Below are 19,903 nucleotides of genomic sequence, written 5' to 3'. Positions count from 1 at the left end.
GCGAGCGGTGAGTTCTTCTGCCAGAACCTCATCCTGCACGTGTCGGAGCCTCGAGAGCGGGTCTTCGAGCACGGTGCGGGGTGGTGCTCCATCCTATTCGACCTGCCATTGCAAACGTTCCTCCACCGGAGCACTCCACCAAGCGGTGTGCGGCGACGCGGCAAGGTGTGCTGCGACACGACGCAGTGACGCAGCCAGTTCGGGCATTCCCGCAAGGATGTCTGTGCCGTCGGGTTCTTGCCAGTACCTCGCACCACTCACTGATTCAGCGACGCAGTCGCGCAGTAGCTCCGGCGTCACCTCAACCAGCGGGACGGCCCCCATACGGGATGCGATCTCGGCGGGACTGATTTCCTGAGTCTCCGCACCAACGTCACCAAACAGTTGCACCGAGGTGCCCTTGCCCGGGTCGAGATGGTACGAGGCGAGGAACACTCCCGCAGTCAGTGATTCCTCCCGATACTCGGGGTCGCGTTGACGCTCAGATGCGAGCGCGAACTCGAGCAGCAACCGTCGCCCACGAGGACCGGCCAGAAGCATCTCCATGATGCGTGTCCTATCTTCGTTCATCGAGGATCCCGTCGGTTCGTCACCGGTTTGTAGCCTGTGGCGGTTTCGATGAGCAACTCGATATCTCCTGGGGCAGGCCACCCCATAAGCTCGCTCAGATCGCGTCCGGTGTTGTTCCAGCTGTCTCGTGCTTCGTCTGACCAGTCCGCGCCCTCGTCTATGCGGATGCTCTCCAACCGGCCGTCCTCAACGAAGATGCGGATATCGAAGGTGCGGTTTCCGAGTGCGCGGAAGCCCCCGATAGCCGGGAACGTCGCATCCCCAGGCACAGCCCGCGGCAGACCCTTCGGCGTGTCGAACTGCGCAAACGATATATCGAGCGCCCCGTCGCCAAAACTGACCACACGCGCCCCGGCAAGCTGTTCCCGCAACTCCGGTGCACCGTGCCCATCCGTCGCAGACAGCACATGCGACGCCATCTCTCGAAGACCAGCAGGCATATCGATCAGTGCGCGCTCCGGTTCCTCGAAGTCGTCCAGATCATCGACGCCAGCGCGATCGCTCACACGACCCATCCACCACGCCAACGCGGAGAGCGCCGCTTCACCTGCGGCGAGCCAAAGTCTGGGCCTTCTCGCGCCAACGCGCACAAGCCCATCGTGAAGACGCGCATCAATGGCTTCACCAGCTTCGGCAAACCCAAAGACCGCACCCGCCGCTCCCGTAGTCACCGCCACACGTCCGACAGGACCGAGCAGATCGGGGCCGGTGTTCTTGCTGGTGCGAAGGCTTACCCACATCGTCCACGCCGCCACCGCGGCAACCCCGACCCGGTAGCCAAGGCGGCGACCGGTGGTGAGTTTCCGCGGCTCAACCAGCGCCAGCGCTGCAACCAGCCCCGTCGAGACGACTCCGTGCACGACACTGCTCGGATCATTCGACCGACGCGCAAATCCACGAACACCCATACTCTCAGGCTACCGATACCTCCTCACTGCAACCCGAATGCCGCCGCCGAGCGCACTCGCTTTAGGTGGCCCTTCACACACTAGGGATCGAGCAGAAGCGAACGAGATGTGCTTTCCCCGTCAGCGACAAATCAAGTCAGTTGTCCAGCCTGCTGTCAGTAGTCAGGTGGCGCAGATAACGGCCAGGTGCATCAAGAAATGATCGCCAGCTCTGCACCATGTCGAGTTCGTCGTATTCGCTGGCTCGGAGCCCCCATTCGCCTACTTCAAGGAGCTTCGCTTCGGGAAGGGAGGCGAGGATCGGCGAATGAGTGGACATGATCACCTGCGCACCGCTTGCCAGGAGTTCACGAATGTGCGCCAGCAACACGAGGCATCCGTTGAACGACAGAGCAGACTCGGCCTCATCGAACACCCACAGGCCACCGATCCGGGATCGAGTGGTGAAAAACTCGATGAAGGACTCGCCGTGGCTTTGGAAGTTGTGCCTCCCAGAGATGCCCACGTCATCGAGATAGGAAAAGTGGCCGTGCATCGTCTCTGCTCGCAGGAATACTCCCTGGCGGGTGCTTCCTGCGCCGCGCACGAGTTGCAGGTGGTCGGCAAGTCCTGATTCGGTGTGCTGGGTTCGGTGGAGCGAGTTTCTGGTTCCGCCTTCGACTCCCAGCCCGTAGGCCTCGGCAATCGCTTCGACGATCGTTGATTTGCCAGCACCGTTCTCGCCCACAAACACCGTCAGAGGCGAAAAATCAAGCCCCTGATCGAGAATCTGGCCCACAGCGGGGATAGTGGCAGGCCAGGAGTCACGTGTAATCGGGGCAAGACGATGCTCTTCAACACGACGCACGGGAAGACTTGAAAACAGATCACTCATACCGTGGCCAGATTACCCGTCCACTATCTGCATGAGCGGAGCACATCAAACGCGGCGATAGCGCTGGACATGATGTCTCGGACGGTTCGGATTTCCTCCGAGATGGCCCGGTATTGTGAATGTGCGTACTTTCGGAAAAGCCATCATCGGGTTATCGGAATGCTCGGCTGATGGCGCTGCCGGTCTGGAACAGTCCGATCCAGATCACGAACTTCAGCAGCGGGCGCATCGGGAGCCCGACGATACGCCTCCAGCCGGTCGATCGCGCCCAGGATGTCGTGATCGTCACCTGGGTTCCCCCGGCCGTGCTCGCGAGGTCGAACGTCGTCAGTGTCGGCCCACGGTGGGTTGCATCCGGATAGGTGAACTGCCACACAACATGGGCAGGTTGTTCTGCCTTCACGAGTTCGATGGTGCGTCGGTGAAACTGGGGTTTGATCTTCAGGGGCTTGCCGTCTGGCCGGGCCTGTGGTGCGCGCCCCTGCCAGAGCATCCCCGGGCGTGCTGACTCATCGGTCGCATCGATGGAGCCGACGCTGACTTCCCAGTCGGGAACCCGAGACGGGTCGGTCAGGAACTCCCAGACCTGATCGACCGATGCGGGAACGAATGCCTCCGTCGTGCCCGATACGCGACCTTTCTCCTGCGGTCTCCGCGGCGTCGCTTCGGGCAGAGTCGCGTCGGCGTGGTCGAGTCGACCCATCACTTCTGCGGGTGTCGTGCCGAGTCGTTGCAGGATGTCGAGGATCAGACCACTGGGTTCGATCACCAGTTCCCGGAGCACCGCTGCGGCGTCACCTTCGCGTTCTTTCCCACCAGAGCGTGCGATGAGGTCGGAGGCTCGTTTGCTCCACTGGTATCCGTCGGTCTCCTGGAACACGATTCGCCCCGGAGCGGGGAACGATGCGTCGATGCCGAGCGACGCCAGCTGCGCCTCGTGCTGCTCCTCCACGGCGAGACGCGCGGCATCCAAGTCGATGCCGATTTCACGCAGCACCCGCCCCGCACTCTGGTCACTGATAACGAGAGCAAGGAACATGTGATCAATGTCGGCCTCGCGGCGTCCCATCCGGGACGCTTCCTCCATAGCAGCCAGTGACAGGGATTGGCTGGTCTGGGCAGCGCGAGTGAACTTGCTCATGCGTTTCTCCTGAGGTTCGGGATCGTGGGGTCGACTCTCTTGGCGTGTTTCTTGTGCGCGGCCTGACGGGTCACGCCGAGCGCATCCGCGATCTCTTGCCACTTCATGCCCGCCCGCAACGCCGCTTCGACCTGCCGCAACTCCAGCGTGTCGGCAAGCACCCGCAAGGACGCGACCGCGCGGAGCCCTGCCTTCGGGTCAGTGGTGTCCGCAGCAACTTGTGCGATCTGTGAGGACTCCATAATGTCAACCTACGTTGCACACCGAGATTCTGTCAACTAGAGTTGCGGCAGCGCGTCGGACGCACTCAAAGGAGGAACGTGCACTACGGACCACTCACGGCCATCACTGGCGGCATTGCCGTGGCCTCCAACGACGCTCTTCATCTACGCATCACCCCTGAAGGCGTCACACATCACCGAGGCGCGACGGTGATCTCTGAAACGATCCCCTGGAGCGACATCATCGGCATCGAAGTGAACCTCCCGAGTTCATGGTTTCCGTGGCCTGGCGCACTTGCGACTACGGGATACGCACTCGTTACGCTCTTGTCTGGACAAGTCGAGGACGTTCACTCCGAGGAAAGCTCGATCACGGTGTCTCTCGCGGACGACAAGCATTTGGAGCTCCCCGTCAATCACGCAGTCGGAGGGTACTGGAAACGGGCGGTCACCAACGCTGGAATCCTGCTCAACGGGTTCATTGCCAAGCCGGAGCAGCGAAGCCTCCTGGCGCACCCGGAGCAAGTCATCCACCGATACGCGAACGCAACCCGCTGGCGCACACGACTCACCTCCGAGTAGAGGGCACCACACCCAGGACGCATTCGGTTCAATGCTAATCAGTCGCGACCAGCATCCTCCGACAAAAGTGCTAACAAAAGTGCTAAGCAACCTGTAGCTCGGCGTATTACGGTGGAGTTATCCACAGGTCACATGCTGTAGATCGTTGATTTTATGCGGCAGAACGCTCGGTCGAGATTCACGGCGCGAGGGGATCGAGGTCAGTTCAAGTCCCCCCTCGCGCACGAGATACCGCAGCAGGCCCCCGGGAAACCGGGGGCCTGCTGCGTTTTGTCTGGAGCCCTGTGGCCTGTGGCCTGTGCCCGAAATGCCACTTTTGCACCTTTTCGCCGGCCCAAACGCAATAGATTGCGTTCTCGGTGGAGTTCCGGGCGATGGGGGCACCGGGAGCGAGGTGCTGCACGGGAGCCTCGTGAGTGCATAGAGTACTGGGATGGCTCCGTCTCCTCAGCTGCGCACGCCTCAGCCCCACGTCGTTGCCCGGGCGCTGCGGGATCGAGGTTGGGTACTCGAAGCTTCGACGGACGCAGACACGAAGCTACCTGACGCGCTGCGCGACGCACCGCCCGAGCTTGTCGACTGGGCGACCTCGTTTGCTCGGCTGAGTAGCGCGGACGACGCGGTGTGGTTTCTGTCCGCGGGGGACTACCGCGATCCGGTTACCGAGGCGTTTGCCTGGAACGCCTTCGAGCAGATGAGTCTCGATGCCGCGGCCAACGACGCGCAGCGCGCCGAAATCACGCGGTTCTGGCGGCGGCACTGGCCGCTCGTGTTGTCGGTGCGGGGGCACTACGCGTATCTCGCGATGCGGGACGACGGGGTGATCGTGCACGGTGAAGAACCGGAGTTCGAGGAAACCACGGTGATCGCCCCGGAACTCGCGGCGCTGCTCTCCGCGGTTGCCGCTGGGGAGGATATCTGGGTGTTTGGATAGCGCCCGATCTGAGCACCTCCGAACTACGCTGATCCCATGACGTTAGAGGAGTATGCCGCCGCGCTGCAGGGGATTTTATCCCGATCCGGCACCGCTACCGGGGTGGCTGGGCACTTGGAACAGCTGCTGGACGCCGCTCGCGCGCAAGCTGGCGGTGCCGAAGCGATCCTTGTCGACGTGTTCGTCGATCAGGACGCCGAGGGTCCATTTGACGTGTGGGCACGCTTCGAGGGCCAGGAGGCGTTTGCGCTGGATCGACGCTTCGAACGCGAACGGCACCTCTTCGGCGTCGAGTGGACCGAAGACGGGTGGGATCCGGACGTGCCCGCCCGGCCCGGCGGTTGGAGCCGCGAGGACCTAGAAACTGCTGTGGTCTCGGCGGTGCACGAGTGGATTGCGACGCTGCGGCCCGCGGCTTCCCCTGAGAATTTCTGGATCGTGGGGACCCCAGACGGGCGATTCGACTGATGCGCCCGGAACTCGTCACGTATGACGGGCTCCCCGCATCATCCGGCGGTGCCCACCGCCTGCGCACGCGGAAGCCCGGCACCGCGCTTGCTCAGGTACAGAGCTTCTTGGCGGCGTGCACGCTGCCCGACGGGCCGTCGCGGTGGGCGTTCGAGCTGTGGTCCGGTGGCCCCGAGGCTGCCACGGAGCGCTGGCGGGCGTTCGCGGCCGAACGGCTCGGAGGGCCGCGCCGTAGCGGGAGGACGCACCGTGAGTGGAGCGTTCACGAGCAGGATGTAGCGGCGATCATGAGGGCCCTCGACACGGCAGACCCGGTCGAGGTGACGCGGCACGGGCAGGCGCTCGCCCGGCTCACGCTGACGGTGCCAGTCTGCCTGCGAGATCCTGCGACAGGCGCACCATATTCGGGGGTCAGCGCAGACGAGACGGGTGCGTTCGCCGTGGATGGTTACGGCCGGATGCTCGGTGCCTCAGGGATCCGTGGGACGTTCGCGACGAGCGGTTCCACCCTGTCCCTCTGGCTCTCCTTCCCGGGAGACGAGCGCCTCGGCCCCGCGGTCGCGGCCGTGCGTCAGGCATGCCCGGTACGGCCCTCCGCAACGCACTGGCGGCGCTGGGTGCCAACGAAAAACGAAGCCGGGTATCGCTCGCTGAAGATTCAGATGCCTGTGTCAGCGCCGGTGTCAGAATAGGGCGCATGGGAGTCATCAATACGTACTTTGCGGCTGTCGACGATGCGGCGGCTGCGGAAACTGTGGACGCGGGCCCGGCGGGCATACACGCACCGACCGTTGACGGGGTCGACGCGAGTGTGCAGGCTCGGACGCTGCTGGCGCTGCTCCTCGATGTTCCGGAGGACGCGGTGCCGGGTGGCCGCCCGTGGACCCGCCTTGTCAGCGACCCGGAGCACGAGGCTGCGTGGGTGGTTGCGCTGCCGGAGGCATTCACCGCGGCGTTGGCGGATTCTGGTGGCGAACGCCTGGCTGCCGTGGTGGGGCCTTGGTCGGAGACCGAAGAGTTTTGGGGTGCGGGGGATCCGGCCCAGCTCCTCCCGATGCTGCGGGATTGGCGCGATCTCGCGCACCTCGCCCGTGATCGCGGCCACGGCCTGTACTGCTGGATGGCATTGTAGGAGTGGGCGCGGCTACTCGGTTGTCGTGGAGATCCGTTCGAGCACGCGGGCGGGCAGGATTCGGGTGAGTGGCTGCGCGAGACGGTAACGCCAGTCCGACACCAGCACAGGCTTGCCGGCGCGGACCGCGCGCAATCCCTCCCGGGCAACGCGCTCCGTGCCGGCCCAGGCGAGCGGCGGGAGCCGTGGCAAGTGGTCCTCGCCCATGCGCTCGTGGAACTCGGTGGCAAGGAGCCCGGGGCACAGCGCGGTGACCCGGACCCCGCGCCGCCGGTATCGCGCGTTCAGCGAGCGAGAGAGCGATACGACTGCCGCTTTCGCGGCACCGTAGGTGCCGGTGGGGGTGAACGCCGCGACGCTTGCGACGTTCAGGATCCAGCCGCGCCCCCGGTTGAGCATCCCGGGTACGGCGGCGTGTGCGAGCCGCAGTGGGACCCAGGACAGGAGCTCGTGCAGGCGTCGTTCATCCGCGATGTCGCTGTGCTCGAATCCTGCGTACACCCCGAACCCCGCGTTATTGATGAGGATGTCGACGGGCCGATCGGGATCTGCCAGGCGCTCAGCGACGCGTTCGAGTCCGGCTTCGACGGTGAGGTCCGCGGCGAGCACCTCGTGTGGCGATTCGGGGGCCCCGAGCTTTTCCGCGAGCGCCCGGAGGCGCGATTCGTCACGGGCCACGAGGACGAGGCGGACGCCGGATCGCGCGAGCTGTCGCGCAAACTCCTGGCCCAGACCCGCGGATGCCCCGGTGATGAGTGCGGTCACTGCCATGTGGCTAGTGTGGCATGTGATCCGGGGGAGCTGCAGACGAGCTCCGGCCAGACGAGCTCCGGCCATACGAGTTCCGGCCAGACGACCCCGAGCTGACATCCGTGCGCGCGTTGTGGTGCTCCACGATGAGCTGCTGGTTCGCGAACTCTCGGATGCCGAGCGACCCTAGCTCGCGTCCGAAGCCCGAGCGTTTGACGCCTCCGAAGGGGAATGCGGGGCTGCCCCCCTTGGGGCCGTTGAGCGAGATCATTCCGCATTCGAGCTCCGCAAGGAATCGTTCTCCTTCGACCACGTTAGATGTGTACACGGTCGCACCGAGTCCGTACACCGAATCGTTTGCGAGCGAGATTGCCTCAGAAACGTCAACTGCCGAGTGCAGGATCGCGACGGGGCCAAAGAGTTCCTCGGTCCAAACCGCGTGGTTGCGTGGCGGGTTCACAATAAGCTGCGGCGAGAAATTGCGGCCGGTGCGCTCCAGTTCGGCACTGTCGCCGCGCACATCAATGCCGTTGGCTACCGCGGATCGCAGGATCTCACGCAGCGACTGCCCTGCGCCTGCGGTCGCAAGCGGGCCGAGGACAGTCTCTTCGAGCAGTGGATCACCCGGGGTCGCGGCGAGGAACTGCGCGCTGAACCGGGTAACGAATTGGGGCATGATGTCGGCCCGCACGATGATTCGCTTCGGGGAAACGCACGTTTGGCCGGCGTTTGAAAGACGGGCAGTCGCGAGTGTGCGGGCGAGCTCATCGACACGGGACTCGTCGAACACAATCACGGGGTCGTTGCCGCCGAGCTCAAGGACGACCTTCTTCACAGCCCCACCCGCTGCGCGTGCAATCGCCGCGCCAGCTGTGTCACCCCCCGTGAATGAGACCCCGGTAATCGCGGGATGCGAGATCGCTGATCCCGTCTGGGCGTGGGTGAACTGCGAGTCGGCGACGAGGCCGGCAGGCGCACCGGCGGCGGCGAAGATCTCTGCAACCGCGAGAGCACTTGAACCGCAGAGTCGCGCGTGCTTGAACAGGACTCCGTTCCCGAGCAGCAGATTCGGGGCGATGAGCCGGATGAGTTGGTAGTGCGGGTAATTCCACGGCATGATCCCGAGCACTACGCCGGTGGGAAGGAGTGCCACCCGAGCTGAACTCCCGGGCTCGCTCGCAATTGTGTCGCCGCGCAGGAGTGCGTCGGCCTCGTTCGCGGTGTATTCGAGGATGCGGATACAGCTGCGAATCTCCTCGCGGCCCTGAGAAATCGGTTTGCCCATCTCTTGCGCCATGGTCCGAGCCAGATCTTCGGATCGAGTCCCATAGATCTGCGCCGCGCGCAGCAATACCGCTGTGCGGTCGTGCACGGGGGTACGGCGCCACACGGCAGCTGCTTCGGCGGCCGTGCGGATCACCGCTTCAGGAAGGTTTGCCGTTGGGATCATCGTGTTTCAGTCTCCGAACCGTCGTGGAGTCCCAGTCCCTCGTTGATCCTGGGCAACAGAATGTGGAAGAACGTTGAACCCGGCGACGCGAGAGCCGCTGCAATGCGCGGCGCCAGTTCGTCAAGCTGTTCAATCCGGTGCGCGACTATTCCGTGCGCACGGGCGATGCCGGCGAAATCAGGGTTCTGGAGATAGGTTCCTGCCGGTCGGTCCGGGAAGGAACGCTCCTGATGAGCGTGGATCGTGCCATAACCGCCGTTGTCTAGCAGAAACACGAGTGCCCGTCCCTGGAACATCGTGAGTGTTGCGAGCTCTTGGCCGTTCATGCCGAAACAGCCATCGCCAGCGAGCGCGACCACTGTGCGCTCGGGGAAGGCGAGTGACGCGGCCACCGCCCCCGGAACGCCGAGCCCCATCGCACCGTTGCGAGGCCCGATGAAACTGCGCGGAACCTCGTGGTGCACATAGCGAAGCGCGCCGATCACGTAGTTGCCGGCTCCCGCGGTGATGATTGCATCGTTCGGGAGGGCCTCCTGGAGGGCACCGAACACTGTCTCTCTGGACAGCACGTCGGGGGCGGACGGCCGCGGCTGGCTCCACGCGAGGTAGGTGGCTCTGAGCTCAGCGAGCCTGGCTGTTCGGTGAGCGTGAGCGGCGCCGCTTGCTGCACCAGCGCCGGCTCCCACCCCCGCGAACCCCTGTAACCACTCATCGGGTCGGGAGACGAGGTGGGTGTCGAGTTGCCCCGTGTGCTCGCGCAGATCGGGGTCGGGATTCACCACCACGACGGATTCTGCGCCGTTTCCAAGCAGGAAGCCGTCGGAGAGAACGTCCTTCCGTGCGGTGCCGAGATACACCACAAGGTCTGCCTCATCATATGCGCGGCGCGCACCCTCGTTTCGGCCATAACCAAGGCTACCCACCCACGCGGAGGAGGAATGGGGGAACGCGTCATGCGACCTGAAGTCAGAGACCACTGGGATCGCGGCTTGCTCAGCGAGGCGCCGCAGGTCCGCGGCCGAACCGGTGTCCCAACACTCGCCGCCCACCACGAAGACTGGTCGTTCCGCGGCCGCGAGCCGTTCCGCGAACCTCGTGGTTTCCTCAGGGCCGAGAATACGTGAGGGGGTGTGTTTCGGAGGGAACGCAGGCGCCTTCGCAACGGGCACTGCGAGGAGGTTTTCGGGGAGACCGATGACGACGGGACCGGGTCGACCTGACTGCGCAATGTCAAACGCGCGTGAGACTCGTTCCGCGGAGGATCCCGGGTGGTCGAGCACCATGACTGCCTTCGCGGTGCTGCCAAACCAGGCGTGAATATCGAACTCCTGAAAGGATTCTCGCTCGCGATCCGTCGTCGGGATGAGGCCGACAAACACTACCAGTGGGGTCGCATCCTGGAAAGCCGTGTGAATCGCGATTGCGATGTTGGCGGCACCCGGTCCTCGGGTCACCATGGCTACACCGGTGTTGCCGGTCACCCGCGATTCAGCGAGGGCCATGAACCCGGCCCCGCCCTCATTACGCGCCACGATAAGCCGGCTGGATTCATCGCGCAGCGCATCGAGGAGGCCGAGAAAGCTCTCTCCGGGGACGTGGTAGATCCTTGGAATTGCACGATGGGTGATCTGACGAGCGATTTCGGTAGCGACTGTGTGGGTCATGGGGGTCCTTGGGAACGTACATCGGAAAACGGGGAGGGGTGTGGACGCGGAGTCCACACCCCAGGGAAGCTACTCGGCGTAGTTCTTCGCTTCGTCCCTGATCTGCGCCGGGTCGAAGTCGTTGATCTGGTCGATGAGGTCGTGGTGGAACAGTGCCGAGACATCGTAGTCGGCTGCGTTACCTTCAATAACTCCTGACTCCGTCAGTAGATCCACCATCTGCTGGAGATCCTGAGTGGTCTGTTCACCGTACTTTCCAGCTGAGCCCTCGCCGCCTGTCAGGTCGAGACGGGTTTCGAGCTGTCGCACCGCGAGTGCGAGACGTTCCTCTTCGGAACCGTCGGTCGGCTTTGCGGAGGGATAAGCGTCCCAGTGCATCTTGATCGCTGCCTCCGGGTTCTCCGAAGAGAAGACGGCACCCTTGTAGAACGCACGCCAGATTCCCGCGATCATCTCGGGGTCGTTCTCGAACGCCGCGGTCGAACATACGAATATTGACGTCCCGTTCAGGTCGTTCATGGCCGAGTCGGGATTCACGAGCTTCTCATCGAGGAGGGACTCGATGACCAGGTTGGGGCTGTCCCACGCGGAGTACGCGTCGATTTGACCTTGCTGGAACGCGAGAGCTGCCTGAGCGCCGAACCCGACGGGGAGGAACTGGTCCTTCGAGGCGGTTACGCCCGCGGCTTCCATCCCACCGATCGCGTAGTTCACCCCGGTCGCGGTGGCAGAGTTGCTGCCGATGGTTTTGCCCTCGAGGTCGGCGACTGAGGTGTATCCCTTTGACTCGGGGGCTACAACGCGGAACATATTGCCTTCAGTCGACCCGACGAGCGAGATCGTGGGATCGGACGCTGCAGTCGGAATCGCGGTGGCAGCAGAGGCATACGTGCACATGGCGTTCCCGGCCGCGACTGCCTGGACGCCAGCGAGGGCGGTCTCGACGGGTTGCATGGTGACATCGAGCCCTTCCTCCGCGAAATAGCCGAGCTCTACAGGGACGGTCGCATAGCTTGCGGTTGCCGCGGATAGAGTCTGATCGGTGACGGCGAAGGTGACCTTCTCGAGCGCAGGCGCCGTGGTGTCCGTGGCGTTGTCAGCGCCGCCAGCGGAGCAGCCGGCGAGAGCGGCCGTGCTGAGTAGCGCGATAGCGAGGGTTCCGGTTCGGTTCATGATGGGGTGTTCCTTTCGAACGGCATTGTTCAGGGAGAGTGCGAGCGATGCGCTCAGCGGCGGTAGCGGCGGAGCAAGAAATTGAGGCCAGCCATGACAAGCCAAATGATGACGCCGAAGCAACCCAGCACGATCAAGAGCGCGAACGTTGTCGAGACGCTGCCCGTCTGGACCGCGGCCTGGATCGCGAACCCCATACCCTCACGCGCTGAGACGAACTCGGCGACAATGGTGCCAATGAGGGCGAGCACAGCCGCGCTCTGCATCGCCGGAAGAAGGTAGGAGATAGCGTTGGGGATACGGAGTTTCCGGATCACTTGCCAGGGCGAGGCCCCGACAGACTTGAAGAGGTTGATCTGGTCCTGATTGATGTTTGTGAGCCCAACGAGGGCGTTCACCAGAATCGGGAAGAAGGCCATCAGCGCCGCGAGAATTACTTTTGGGGTGGTCCCGTAGCCGAAGCCTGCGATGATGAGTGGCGCGATGGCGACTTTCGGGAACGTCTGAATGATGAGAAGAAAGGGATAGACGGCCTTTCGGAGCGACTCAGAGAACACGAAGACGAAACTAATCGCCAGGGCTGCGACGATTGCGATCGCGAGCCCCAGTAGTGTGATCAAGGCGGTAGCCCTGAGGTTCACCCAGATGGTGCCGCTCTCGATCATCTGTCCAAGCACCTGGAAGGTCGCATCCGGTGGCGCCACCAGCAATGGGGAGATCAGGCCAGACTTCGCGCTGTAGTTCCAGAACCAAAAGGTGCCCGCAACCAGAGCGAGCGCGATGAGCACTGCCCGAGTCGTCGTCGACGTGAGTAGGCGCCGGAGATCGGACGAGCCGAATCGCGGAGCAGGGCGGGGGTGTTCTCGTGTCCCAACGGGGAGGAGTTCAGTAGTGTTCGCGCTCATAATTCAATCGCTTTCTCACGCAACGGCGTCGACACGCGCTCCGGCTTTGGCCGCTTCGAGACTGAGCCTTCCTTGGCGTACGAGCTCGTTGAATGCGGGGGAGGTTCGAAGGTCCGCGGTGCGCGGACGGGGGAGGTCGACGTCGATGACATCGACGATACGACCGGGACGGGCGGACATCACCATGATCCGATCAGAGAGAAACACTGCTTCGGAGATGCTGTGGGTCACAAAGACGACAGTCTTGGGTTCGGCCTCCCACAGGTTCAGGAGCTCCTCGTTGAGATCCTCACGAGTGAACTCGTCGAGTGCTCCGAATGGCTCATCCATCAGGAGAAGCTCGGGTCGGGTGACAAGCGAGCGAGCGATTGCGGCCCGCTGTTCCATTCCGCCGGAGAGCTCCTTCGGGTAGTGATTGGTGAAGTCCTGCAGGCCAATCATCTCGATGAGTTGTGCGGCGTATGCGCGATCCTGCGCAGCGGGACGGCCGTCCCGGACCTCAATGGGAAGCAGAATATTGTCGATCACGTTGCGCCAGGGGAGCAGTGTCGGTTTTTGGAACGACACACTCGCGGAGCGGAGCGGCTTCGTGACGACCGTGCCGTCGACCCGGACTTCGCCGCGAGTGGGTGAGTCGAGACCGGCGATCAGTTTGAGGAGCGTCGATTTGCCGCACCCACTCGGACCGATCAGTGAAATAAACTCACCCTCACGGAAGTCGACGCTTGTCTCACTGAGTGCCTGGATTTCGAGTCGATTGCGGCGGAAGGTCTTCACCACCGAATCAACCTCAACCGCTCCGGTGCCGTGCGAAACTGTGGTGCTCATGTGGTTCACACCTTCCACTCAGGAGCGCTTTCACGCTGCGTATCGATGACCTCGGTGTAGAAGCGCATCCAGTTCCCGCCGAGGATCTGATCTCGTTCCGTGGCCGAGAATCCGCGCCCAGCGAGTGCCTCGCCAAGCGCGCTAAAGTCCTGGGGCCCGGTGAACCAGTCGGGGCGCTGCGACGGTGCGACGCCCGGAGGTGGTGATGCTCCGATCTGCGGTCGGCGGCTCCAACGCCCCTTCCGCATCCATTCCCGGTACTCGTCCGTGCCGCGCTGGTTCGAATCCGTCCCAATGCCGATGCAGTCGATGCCGAGCAAATCGACGGACCGTGCGACCATTTCAGCCCAGTCTGACGGCGTCGCAATGAACCCACGTGTGAGGTTGTGATACGTCGTCAAGCCGATCATTCCGCCGCGCTCGGCGAGAGGTTTGAGTACCTCGAGTGGTGCGTTTCTCGGGTGCTCAACCAACTCAAAAATGTTCGCGTGTGTTGCGGCCACGGGTAGGGACGACGCGTGCACGGCGTCGAGGGAAGTACGGTTCCCGACGTGGGAGAGATCAATCACCATGCCGTGTCGATTCATTTCCGCCACGACTTCCTCACCAAAGCGTGTGAGGCCAGAGTCGGTGGGGTCGTAGCAACTGCCGCCCACATCGTTTTGAATGTTGTAGGTCAGCTGGGCGACCCGGACACCGAGATCCGCGAACGCCTCAACGTAGCCAAGCCGACCCTGGAGGAAGGAACTGTTCTGGAAACCCAGGACAATCGCGAGCCGGCCGTCGCGTTGCGCCTCCTCCATCTCCGCGGCGGTGGTAGCGATTGCGGCGATATCTTGATTCTGCGTGACGAGTTCACGCCACCGCACTACCGAGTCGAGCGACTCGGTCGCATCTTCCCAGAAACCGCACGTCACGGTTACCGAGTCCACGCCTCCGGCGCGGATCTCTTCGATCCCGTCCCGGTCAAGCCGGGAACAGATCAGACTGTCGACGATCATGTATTCACCTGTTTTCTGATGGGTCACTCACACCGAGTAGTGCAGGAGGGTCTCGCTCACTCCGGTGTGTGAACGAGAAACTTCTGTCTCCTCGCTGAGTGCGAAATTGGAGGGTTGGTACACGCGCCACCACTGGGTGCCGCTGCACTCGACGCCGGCACGCAGGAGCGTGACCACGTCGGCCGACGCATCCGGGGTTGTTCGCGCTGCCCGGATCTTGAGTTGGCCCAAGTCGTGGTCTGGCGTGAAGCTCAGGGTGAACCCGTGATACGTAGCTCGGACTGCGAGGCCCTCGAAGCCGCGCACATCGGAGAGGCCGGTGACCGTGAAGACACTGTCGGGGGAGTCGCCGAGAAAGGCGATGAGCGCGTTTGCGATCGAGTTGCCAACCAGTATCAACGGGGCCCCATCAGCGTCCATCGCTGCGGGTTGCGAGAGCGCGACCCGCGGCCAAGGGGCGCGGTCGCGGTTGACGAGTGCCGCTTCGAGGAGGTCAATGGTGCCTGGACCCACCTGGCTCAGTGTTTCGAGCACGTAGTCCCGCGCGCCTGGCCAAGCTCCAGCACCGCATCCCGCGGCCATCAGCAGGCGCTCGGTAATGAGTGAGAACTCTCGCCGTGTCAGACGTATGAGTTCGGGAACATGGTCCGTGACAGGCAGCGTTGTCGGATCGGTGCCTGGAAAAGCGCCGATCAGCGCGGGGGCCGTGGCCGTGGAGGAATGCTGTGACATGCTGACTAACCAACTTCCAGTTCGCGGTTGATGGCGGCCGATGCGTCAAGCATTGACCGGATCAGGACCTCATCGGGATGAGCCCCTCGCTCGGCGATCACACTCAGCGCGCCGATGCAGACTCTTCGGTGGAAGATGGGGGCCGCGACAGCCGTGATCAAGTCGCCCAGCCACTGCGAGTGCACGATCGAATAGCCGAGCTCGCGGATCTCCTGGTAGTCAGGCTCTGCAAGCACCTCTTCCACGCGGCTGATCGCGCGACGCGCTTCCGGAGTGGAATAGGCCACGAGGATTCTGCCGGACGCGGAAGATTTGGGGGAGACGCGCGCCTCAAATCCACGCCGAATAAACATCGCCCGCATGGGTTCGACGCGCTCGACAATGATGGGCGAAGTCTGCTCGAGTACCGCGAAGGAGACTGGAGCGCCGAGCTTATCGACAGCATCCTGCATCGTTGGCAGCAACACTGGTCGGATCTCCTCAGCAGGATTGACCTTGGACCCCACTTCCGCCGCATGAAAACTGAGCGAGTATGCGGAGTTCTGATCTTGGAATGCCCAACCCGCAGCGACCGCGGTCTGGAGATACTGGTGTGCGGTTGCCCGGCTCCACTCCATCGTCTCTGCAACGGCCGAGACTGAAATTGGCTGGCCGGCGCGCGCGAGCGCATCGATGGTCGCCAGCATCTTGATCCCGGTTTGCAGGACGGGCGTGCCGCTCTTTGGGGTGGCCCCGGTCTTCGGTTCCTCGCTCATCGCTGTACCTCCCAACGCCAGTCGCGGGCAGGTTCATCTCGGTCAGCTCTAAAATGTGCGCCCTCGAAGATGAGACCGCGAAGATTTCGCTGGTGTACGTCGTGTGTCTTCTCGAGGCCGAAGCAGAACGCGTTGAAGAGGCGAATAATATGCGCCGGAACGAAGTTGGTGTCGCGCACGTCGAAACGGGGTACCGCGTAGGGGAGTGCTGCAAGGCACTGCACGTAGGCCATGACTTGCTCAAGATGCGGGTGAGCGATGGCGAGGGTTCCCACCCGAGTGTTCGGCGATTCGTTCCGCAGGAGAGCCTCGAGCTCCGTGACTCCAGCTAGCAGATCCACTGCGAGGTCGTTCGTTCCCTCCGGGACCTCCCAGGAGGGGCCGCTGCGAGGCTCCTCAGAGTTGCGAGACTTGTACCACACCCGTGTCTGCTCTTCCGTTGACACGACGGGGAGTTCCCGCACCCAGGCGAAGCCGTGATCAATCTGTGCGCGGAGTTCCGCGACCGTCGTGAGGGGATCCAACTGTTTCCGTTCCGAAACACGCAGGGACCTGAGTTGTTCGTCAACCTCTGACTCGGGTGCGAGCTCGAGGAGGAGGGACCGGAAGAGTTCAATGGCCTCCGGCAGGATTGACGATGGGGCACGATCCGTTACGTCGGTGAGCGTGAAGGATCCTCCCTCGTGTCTGTTCGCGTCGGCGAGGCGCCGGAGAACCCGGCGGAGCACGCGAAGGTCGATGGCGAGTGCCTCGCCGGAGGGGAAGACGCCGTAGTCAGTGTGATCGTCATTCTTCTGCCCGATCGCCTGATCCAGCATGGTCGTCACGGCGAGGAAGTGTGCATCGTCAATCGTGCGGCGCCCGACGTTCGCAGCGATCCGCTCGTACGCCGACAGCCAGGCGTGTACGATCTGTGGGCGGTTCATCGTGAGGAGAACGAGACCGAGGGCTGAGCCGTTCCCCACGGCAATCGTGTTTCGCGTCGCTGCGTCGACCGAGGCGGCCTCCACGTTTCGCACGCGTGCTGTGGCATTCACGAGGTCTACCGAGATTTCTCGCATCATGTAGGCAGTGAAGAGCTGCGCGTGAAAGGGGATTCCGAGGGGATGCTGAGCTCCGTACTCCTGGAAGTCTTTTGTGCCGAAGGTGCCGTTGCCGTCAAGGCCCGTGTTGCGTAGGAGATAGCCGACGTCTCGGATACGTTGAACGTCTGGCTGGGTGCCCGCGACGAGCGCCTCAATGACATGGTCGAAGAGCCGGATGCTTCGGTTGGCCCGGAACCAGATAAGCGTTTCCGGTGTCGCGCGACCAGCGTACAGGCGTGGAATTGCCTCCTGCGTGGCGAGAAGCTCGGCCTCGGTGACTTCGCCGTCGATGAGGGCCCCCTCGATGTCCCAGCTCGAGCCGATGATGCGAGGGCTGCGGTCTACGAGTTGTGGCTCGTAGGAGAAAGCCACGAGGTGCATGATGTGGCCAGCCGCATCGATGCGGTACAGCATTCGGCCAGCGCCGGTGGCCTCCACGCGCGCCTCGACCAGGTCGATTGACCAGTTTTCGCGGACGAGTTTCGCGTAGATGCTGCGTGCAGCGCTCAGTCGTGTCGGCTGGAGGGCGCCAAGACGTCTGGGGTCCATGACGACGCTGGGTTCCCGCATCGGGGCGGGTAGCAAATCGGTAGTCAACATTGATTCCTTGCTCATCGGGAAGATTCTTCCGTCTGGCTATGTTAGACGGTGTCTTGTTAATCCGTACGGTGATGCTAGCATCGACGAATCCGGAAGACAAAGCATTTCTTCCAGCGAATTTTCATCGAGGAGGAATCGTGTCTGTGTCAGAGGATCCGCTCACGAAAGTGTTGGCCGAGCTTCGCACCTGCCGTGCGGCTCTCGCGGCCCGTGCAGGGATCACGGATGATCCCGCGCAGTTGCGAGATGAGTCGCCGGTGGCGGAGGTCGCGCGCTCGCTTCTGGTGTTTCCGGAGACACCAGAGGAGGTTGCCTACCTCGTGCGCCTCGCCCACCGGTTCAACGTGCCTATGGTGCCGCGCGGCGGCCGGACCGGGGTGGTCGGGGGTGCCGTGCCTCTTGAACCGAGCCTGGTTATTGACCTGTCTCGACTGACAGAGGTCGTGACATTTGATGTGCCGGGTCGGTACTTGCGCGTGGGGGCTGGCACGACGCTCGGTCGCATCGAGGAACTCCTGGCTCCGCACGGGATGATGTATCCGCCGGACCCCGCGAGTTATCGCCGGGCTTCAATCGGAGGAACAGTCGCGACGAACGCTGGCGGGCTCAGATGTGTGAAGTACGGGACCACGGGCCGCTGGATTCGGACGCTCGAGATTGTCCTCGCGGATGGCTCAATTGTGGAACTTGGGCACGCAGTTGTCAAAGACGCTACGGGCTACGACTTGCGCGGCCTGATGATCGGTTCTGAGGGAACGCTTGGAATCGTGGTGAGCGTCGGAATCACCTTTTGCCCACGGCCCGCCAATAGTTGTCTGCTGGTCGCCGCGTTCAGCACGGTCGAACAGGCGCTCGAAGCGACCCGAAGTATCCAGGATCGCGTTGTTCCGAGTATGTGTGAGCTGCTCGATCGGGGGGCGTTGGAAAGCCGCAATACTAGCGTAGTTGTCCCGCTCCTGGGTGAGGTCGCGCAGTGGGGACCTGATCCGACTCTCCTGCTTGTTCAGGTCGATGGGGCCGACACAGACGCAGAGAGCGCACTGGTCCGTGACGCAGTGGCGGCGCGCTCCTATGCCATCCAGGTCGTGGCACCCTCAGTCGAAGCTGCAGTGCTCGAGATGCGGCGGGGCGGTTCGGCTGTCCGCACGGGAGCCCCGAGCAACGCGGTTGAAGAGACGCTCGTGGCTCCGGTTGCGGGAGTGTCAACGCTTCCCCAAGACGTTTCAGTCCCGCTTGAGCACGTGGTACCGATCGTGCGGAGCATCAGAGAGATCTCAGCGCAATTTGGGGTTGAGAGCCGGATCGCGGCCCACGCGGGCGACGGGAACCTGCATCTGCTCTTACTCGCGAGCGAGCCGGAGCCAATGGATGGAGAACGGACGCTCACCCTGCTTCGTACGGCTATGGGGCAGGTGATTGATCGAGTGCTCGAGGCGGGCGGAACAGTCTCTGGTGAGCACGGGATCGGAGCTGCAAAACGGCGCTGGGCGAAGCGGGATCTCGGCCCCGAAATCATCGGAGTTCATAGGCAGATCAAGCGCTCGCTCGATCCACACAATCTCTTGAATCCTCACAAAGCATTCTAAAAACACGAACGACTGCAGGACTCACTCGCCCGAAAGGAACCTCACGCATGACCGCCTCCCGAATCCATCGTTATCCGGTTGACACCGGCGCAGCCCTGTCCGCTGAGTTCACCGTCCTAGACGGCACGGCTTATTTCACAGTCATTCCCAGCGCCCCGGGCGGAGGGCTCAGTGACGGGGGAATACTTGCCCAGTCTGAAGCGGTGTTTGACAACCTGGAGCGAAAACTCGCAAAGATCGGCGCAGAGCTTGCGAGCATCGCTCAGATGACGATCTACCTGGTTGACATCGGCGAGACGCGAGCTGCCTTCAACGAGGTGTACGCGCGGCGGATGCCGCAGGGCCGGATGCCGATCCGGTGTGCGGTCGGGGTTGCGGCCCTCGCTCGGCCCGACATGCTTGTGGAGGTGAGTGCTGTCGCTGAGGTTCCCGATACCGAGGGATAGCTCCCCGGCCGGTCGCACACCGTCGCATAGACGTCAGTGATGTTGATGCGACGAGTTTGCGCGAGGTCCGCACTTTGAGGTGATTGGGGTAGGGCCCA

General features: G+C 63.1%; 22 protein-coding genes. 7 read left to right on the top strand and 15 right to left on the bottom strand.

Annotated elements, in window-relative coordinates; genetic code table 11:
* Window positions 1–93: 93 nt before the first annotated feature.
* From FM113_RS18285 to FM113_RS12420, 5 genes are all read right to left on the bottom strand, one after another.
* Window positions 94–570 (bottom strand): hypothetical protein, encoded by a 477-nt coding sequence (locus tag FM113_RS18285; protein ID WP_217896008.1) that lies wholly within the window; start codon window positions 568–570, stop codon window positions 94–96.
* A complete protein-coding gene (locus tag FM113_RS12435; RefSeq protein ID WP_087015138.1) occupies window positions 567–1,478 on the bottom strand; it encodes a hypothetical protein in 912 nt (303 codons plus the stop codon). The genes FM113_RS18285 and FM113_RS12435 overlap by 4 nt, the downstream gene beginning before the upstream one ends.
* A gap of 136 nt (window positions 1,479–1,614) precedes the next feature.
* On the bottom strand, window positions 1,615–2,352 hold the full coding sequence (locus FM113_RS12430) for an AAA family ATPase (protein ID WP_087015137.1): 738 nt from the start codon (window positions 2,350–2,352) through the stop codon (window positions 1,615–1,617).
* A gap of 151 nt (window positions 2,353–2,503) precedes the next feature.
* A complete protein-coding gene (locus FM113_RS12425; protein WP_087015136.1) occupies window positions 2,504–3,493 on the bottom strand; it encodes an SRPBCC domain-containing protein in 990 nt (329 codons plus the stop codon).
* A complete protein-coding gene (locus FM113_RS12420; protein ID WP_087015135.1) occupies window positions 3,490–3,735 on the bottom strand; it encodes a hypothetical protein in 246 nt (81 codons plus the stop codon). Before FM113_RS12420 ends, FM113_RS12425 begins: the two co-directional genes overlap by 4 nt.
* 78 nt (window positions 3,736–3,813) lie before the next feature.
* On the opposite strand from FM113_RS12420, the gene FM113_RS12415 reads away from it, so the two are divergent.
* The 5 genes from FM113_RS12415 (at window position 3,814) to FM113_RS12395 (ending at window position 6,830) form a co-directional block, all read left to right on the top strand.
* Complete coding sequence (locus FM113_RS12415; RefSeq protein ID WP_087015134.1) at window positions 3,814–4,296, top strand: hypothetical protein; 483 nt, start codon at window positions 3,814–3,816, stop codon at window positions 4,294–4,296.
* Between the two features lie 433 nt (window positions 4,297–4,729).
* Window positions 4,730–5,230, top strand: a complete 501-nt coding sequence (locus FM113_RS12410; RefSeq protein ID WP_087015133.1) for a hypothetical protein — start codon at window positions 4,730–4,732, stop codon at window positions 5,228–5,230.
* Window positions 5,231–5,266: 36 nt separating this feature from the next.
* Window positions 5,267–5,698: a DUF6389 family protein gene (locus tag FM113_RS12405; RefSeq protein WP_087015132.1), complete on the top strand. Its 432-nt coding sequence runs from the start codon at window positions 5,267–5,269 to the stop codon at window positions 5,696–5,698.
* The gene (locus FM113_RS12400) at window positions 5,698–6,390 is read left to right on the top strand and encodes a hypothetical protein (RefSeq protein ID WP_087015131.1); all 693 of its coding nucleotides are present in this window, start codon (window positions 5,698–5,700) and stop codon (window positions 6,388–6,390) included. Before FM113_RS12405 ends, FM113_RS12400 begins: the two co-directional genes overlap by 1 nt.
* A gap of 5 nt (window positions 6,391–6,395) precedes the next feature.
* Window positions 6,396–6,830, top strand: coding sequence for a hypothetical protein (locus FM113_RS12395; protein ID WP_087015130.1), 435 nt, complete (start codon window positions 6,396–6,398; stop codon window positions 6,828–6,830).
* A 12-nt stretch (window positions 6,831–6,842) separates the two neighbouring features.
* On the opposite strand, the gene FM113_RS12390 is transcribed toward FM113_RS12395, so the two are convergent.
* From FM113_RS12390 to FM113_RS12345, 10 genes are all read right to left on the bottom strand, one after another.
* The gene (locus FM113_RS12390; RefSeq protein WP_087015129.1) at window positions 6,843–7,601 is read right to left on the bottom strand and encodes an SDR family oxidoreductase; all 759 of its coding nucleotides are present in this window, start codon (window positions 7,599–7,601) and stop codon (window positions 6,843–6,845) included.
* Window positions 7,602–7,605: 4 nt separating this feature from the next.
* Window positions 7,606–9,030: an aldehyde dehydrogenase family protein gene (locus tag FM113_RS12385; protein ID WP_087015128.1), complete on the bottom strand. Its 1,425-nt coding sequence runs from the start codon at window positions 9,028–9,030 to the stop codon at window positions 7,606–7,608.
* The gene (locus tag FM113_RS12380; protein WP_087015127.1) at window positions 9,027–10,694 is read right to left on the bottom strand and encodes a thiamine pyrophosphate-dependent enzyme; all 1,668 of its coding nucleotides are present in this window, start codon (window positions 10,692–10,694) and stop codon (window positions 9,027–9,029) included. Before FM113_RS12380 ends, FM113_RS12385 begins: the two co-directional genes overlap by 4 nt.
* Window positions 10,695–10,763: 69 nt before the next feature.
* Window positions 10,764–11,867 (bottom strand): ABC transporter substrate-binding protein, encoded by a 1,104-nt coding sequence (locus FM113_RS12375; RefSeq protein ID WP_087015126.1) that lies wholly within the window; start codon window positions 11,865–11,867, stop codon window positions 10,764–10,766.
* 53 nt (window positions 11,868–11,920) lie between these two features.
* On the bottom strand, window positions 11,921–12,772 hold the full coding sequence (locus tag FM113_RS12370) for an ABC transporter permease (RefSeq protein ID WP_087015125.1): 852 nt from the start codon (window positions 12,770–12,772) through the stop codon (window positions 11,921–11,923).
* Window positions 12,773–12,787: 15 nt separating this feature from the next.
* The gene (locus tag FM113_RS12365) at window positions 12,788–13,600 is read right to left on the bottom strand and encodes an ABC transporter ATP-binding protein (protein ID WP_087015124.1); all 813 of its coding nucleotides are present in this window, start codon (window positions 13,598–13,600) and stop codon (window positions 12,788–12,790) included.
* A 5-nt stretch (window positions 13,601–13,605) separates the two neighbouring features.
* Window positions 13,606–14,601, bottom strand: a complete 996-nt coding sequence (locus FM113_RS12360; RefSeq protein WP_087015123.1) for a dipeptidase — start codon at window positions 14,599–14,601, stop codon at window positions 13,606–13,608.
* Between the two features lie 27 nt (window positions 14,602–14,628).
* Complete coding sequence (locus tag FM113_RS12355; protein ID WP_087015122.1) at window positions 14,629–15,333, bottom strand: hypothetical protein; 705 nt, start codon at window positions 15,331–15,333, stop codon at window positions 14,629–14,631.
* Between the two features lie 5 nt (window positions 15,334–15,338).
* Window positions 15,339–16,088 carry an IclR family transcriptional regulator gene (locus tag FM113_RS12350; protein WP_087015121.1) on the bottom strand — a complete coding sequence of 250 codons (750 nt, stop codon included), beginning with the start codon at window positions 16,086–16,088 and terminating at the stop codon, window positions 15,339–15,341.
* Window positions 16,085–17,788 carry a hypothetical protein gene (locus FM113_RS12345; protein WP_140393362.1) on the bottom strand — a complete coding sequence of 568 codons (1,704 nt, stop codon included), beginning with the start codon at window positions 17,786–17,788 and terminating at the stop codon, window positions 16,085–16,087. The genes FM113_RS12350 and FM113_RS12345 overlap by 4 nt, the downstream gene beginning before the upstream one ends.
* A gap of 122 nt (window positions 17,789–17,910) precedes the next feature.
* Here FM113_RS12345 and FM113_RS12340 point away from each other — a divergent pair, with 122 nt between their 5' ends.
* Window positions 17,911–19,359: an FAD-binding oxidoreductase gene (locus tag FM113_RS12340; protein ID WP_176387210.1), complete on the top strand. Its 1,449-nt coding sequence runs from the start codon at window positions 17,911–17,913 to the stop codon at window positions 19,357–19,359.
* Window positions 19,360–19,406: 47 nt separating this feature from the next.
* Entirely contained in the window at window positions 19,407–19,805 is a 399-nt protein-coding gene (locus FM113_RS12335; protein ID WP_087015118.1) for a RidA family protein, read from the top strand.
* Window positions 19,806–19,903 lie beyond the last annotated feature (98 nt).

Source organism: Leucobacter sp. 7(1) (assembly GCF_900163635.1).
GTDB lineage: Bacteria > Actinomycetota > Actinomycetes > Actinomycetales > Microbacteriaceae > Leucobacter.
This window is presented reverse-complemented; position numbering and strand designations above follow the sequence as displayed.

Excerpts from the sequence above, each read along its gene's own strand:
- FM113_RS12370 (WP_087015125.1), bottom strand. The coding sequence starts at position 12,772 with ATGAGCGCGAACACTACTGAACTCCTCCCCGTTGGGACACGAGAACAC.
- FM113_RS12405 (WP_087015132.1), top strand. The coding sequence starts at position 5,267 with ATGACGTTAGAGGAGTATGCCGCCGCGCTGCAGGGGATTTTATCCCGA.
- FM113_RS12435 (WP_087015138.1), bottom strand. The coding sequence starts at position 1,478 with ATGGGTGTTCGTGGATTTGCGCGTCGGTCGAATGATCCGAGCAGTGTC.
- FM113_RS12375 (WP_087015126.1), bottom strand. The coding sequence starts at position 11,867 with ATGAACCGAACCGGAACCCTCGCTATCGCGCTACTCAGCACGGCCGCT.
- FM113_RS12390 (WP_087015129.1), bottom strand. The coding sequence starts at position 7,601 with ATGGCAGTGACCGCACTCATCACCGGGGCATCCGCGGGTCTGGGCCAG.
- FM113_RS12355 (WP_087015122.1), bottom strand. The coding sequence starts at position 15,333 with ATGTCACAGCATTCCTCCACGGCCACGGCCCCCGCGCTGATCGGCGCT.
- FM113_RS12430 (WP_087015137.1), bottom strand. The coding sequence starts at position 2,352 with ATGAGTGATCTGTTTTCAAGTCTTCCCGTGCGTCGTGTTGAAGAGCAT.
- FM113_RS12420 (WP_087015135.1), bottom strand. The coding sequence starts at position 3,735 with ATGGAGTCCTCACAGATCGCACAAGTTGCTGCGGACACCACTGACCCG.
- FM113_RS12350 (WP_087015121.1), bottom strand. The coding sequence starts at position 16,088 with ATGAGCGAGGAACCGAAGACCGGGGCCACCCCAAAGAGCGGCACGCCC.
- FM113_RS18285 (WP_217896008.1), bottom strand. The coding sequence starts at position 570 with ATGAACGAAGATAGGACACGCATCATGGAGATGCTTCTGGCCGGTCCT.
- FM113_RS12345 (WP_140393362.1), bottom strand. The coding sequence starts at position 17,788 with ATGAGCAAGGAATCAATGTTGACTACCGATTTGCTACCCGCCCCGATG.
- FM113_RS12360 (WP_087015123.1), bottom strand. The coding sequence starts at position 14,601 with ATGATCGTCGACAGTCTGATCTGTTCCCGGCTTGACCGGGACGGGATC.
- FM113_RS12395 (WP_087015130.1), top strand. The coding sequence starts at position 6,396 with ATGGGAGTCATCAATACGTACTTTGCGGCTGTCGACGATGCGGCGGCT.
- FM113_RS12380 (WP_087015127.1), bottom strand. The coding sequence starts at position 10,694 with ATGACCCACACAGTCGCTACCGAAATCGCTCGTCAGATCACCCATCGT.
- FM113_RS12425 (WP_087015136.1), bottom strand. The coding sequence starts at position 3,493 with ATGAGCAAGTTCACTCGCGCTGCCCAGACCAGCCAATCCCTGTCACTG.
- FM113_RS12335 (WP_087015118.1), top strand. The coding sequence starts at position 19,407 with ATGACCGCCTCCCGAATCCATCGTTATCCGGTTGACACCGGCGCAGCC.
- FM113_RS12365 (WP_087015124.1), bottom strand. The coding sequence starts at position 13,600 with ATGAGCACCACAGTTTCGCACGGCACCGGAGCGGTTGAGGTTGATTCG.
- FM113_RS12385 (WP_087015128.1), bottom strand. The coding sequence starts at position 9,030 with ATGATCCCAACGGCAAACCTTCCTGAAGCGGTGATCCGCACGGCCGCC.
- FM113_RS12400 (WP_087015131.1), top strand. The coding sequence starts at position 5,698 with ATGCGCCCGGAACTCGTCACGTATGACGGGCTCCCCGCATCATCCGGC.
- FM113_RS12410 (WP_087015133.1), top strand. The coding sequence starts at position 4,730 with ATGGCTCCGTCTCCTCAGCTGCGCACGCCTCAGCCCCACGTCGTTGCC.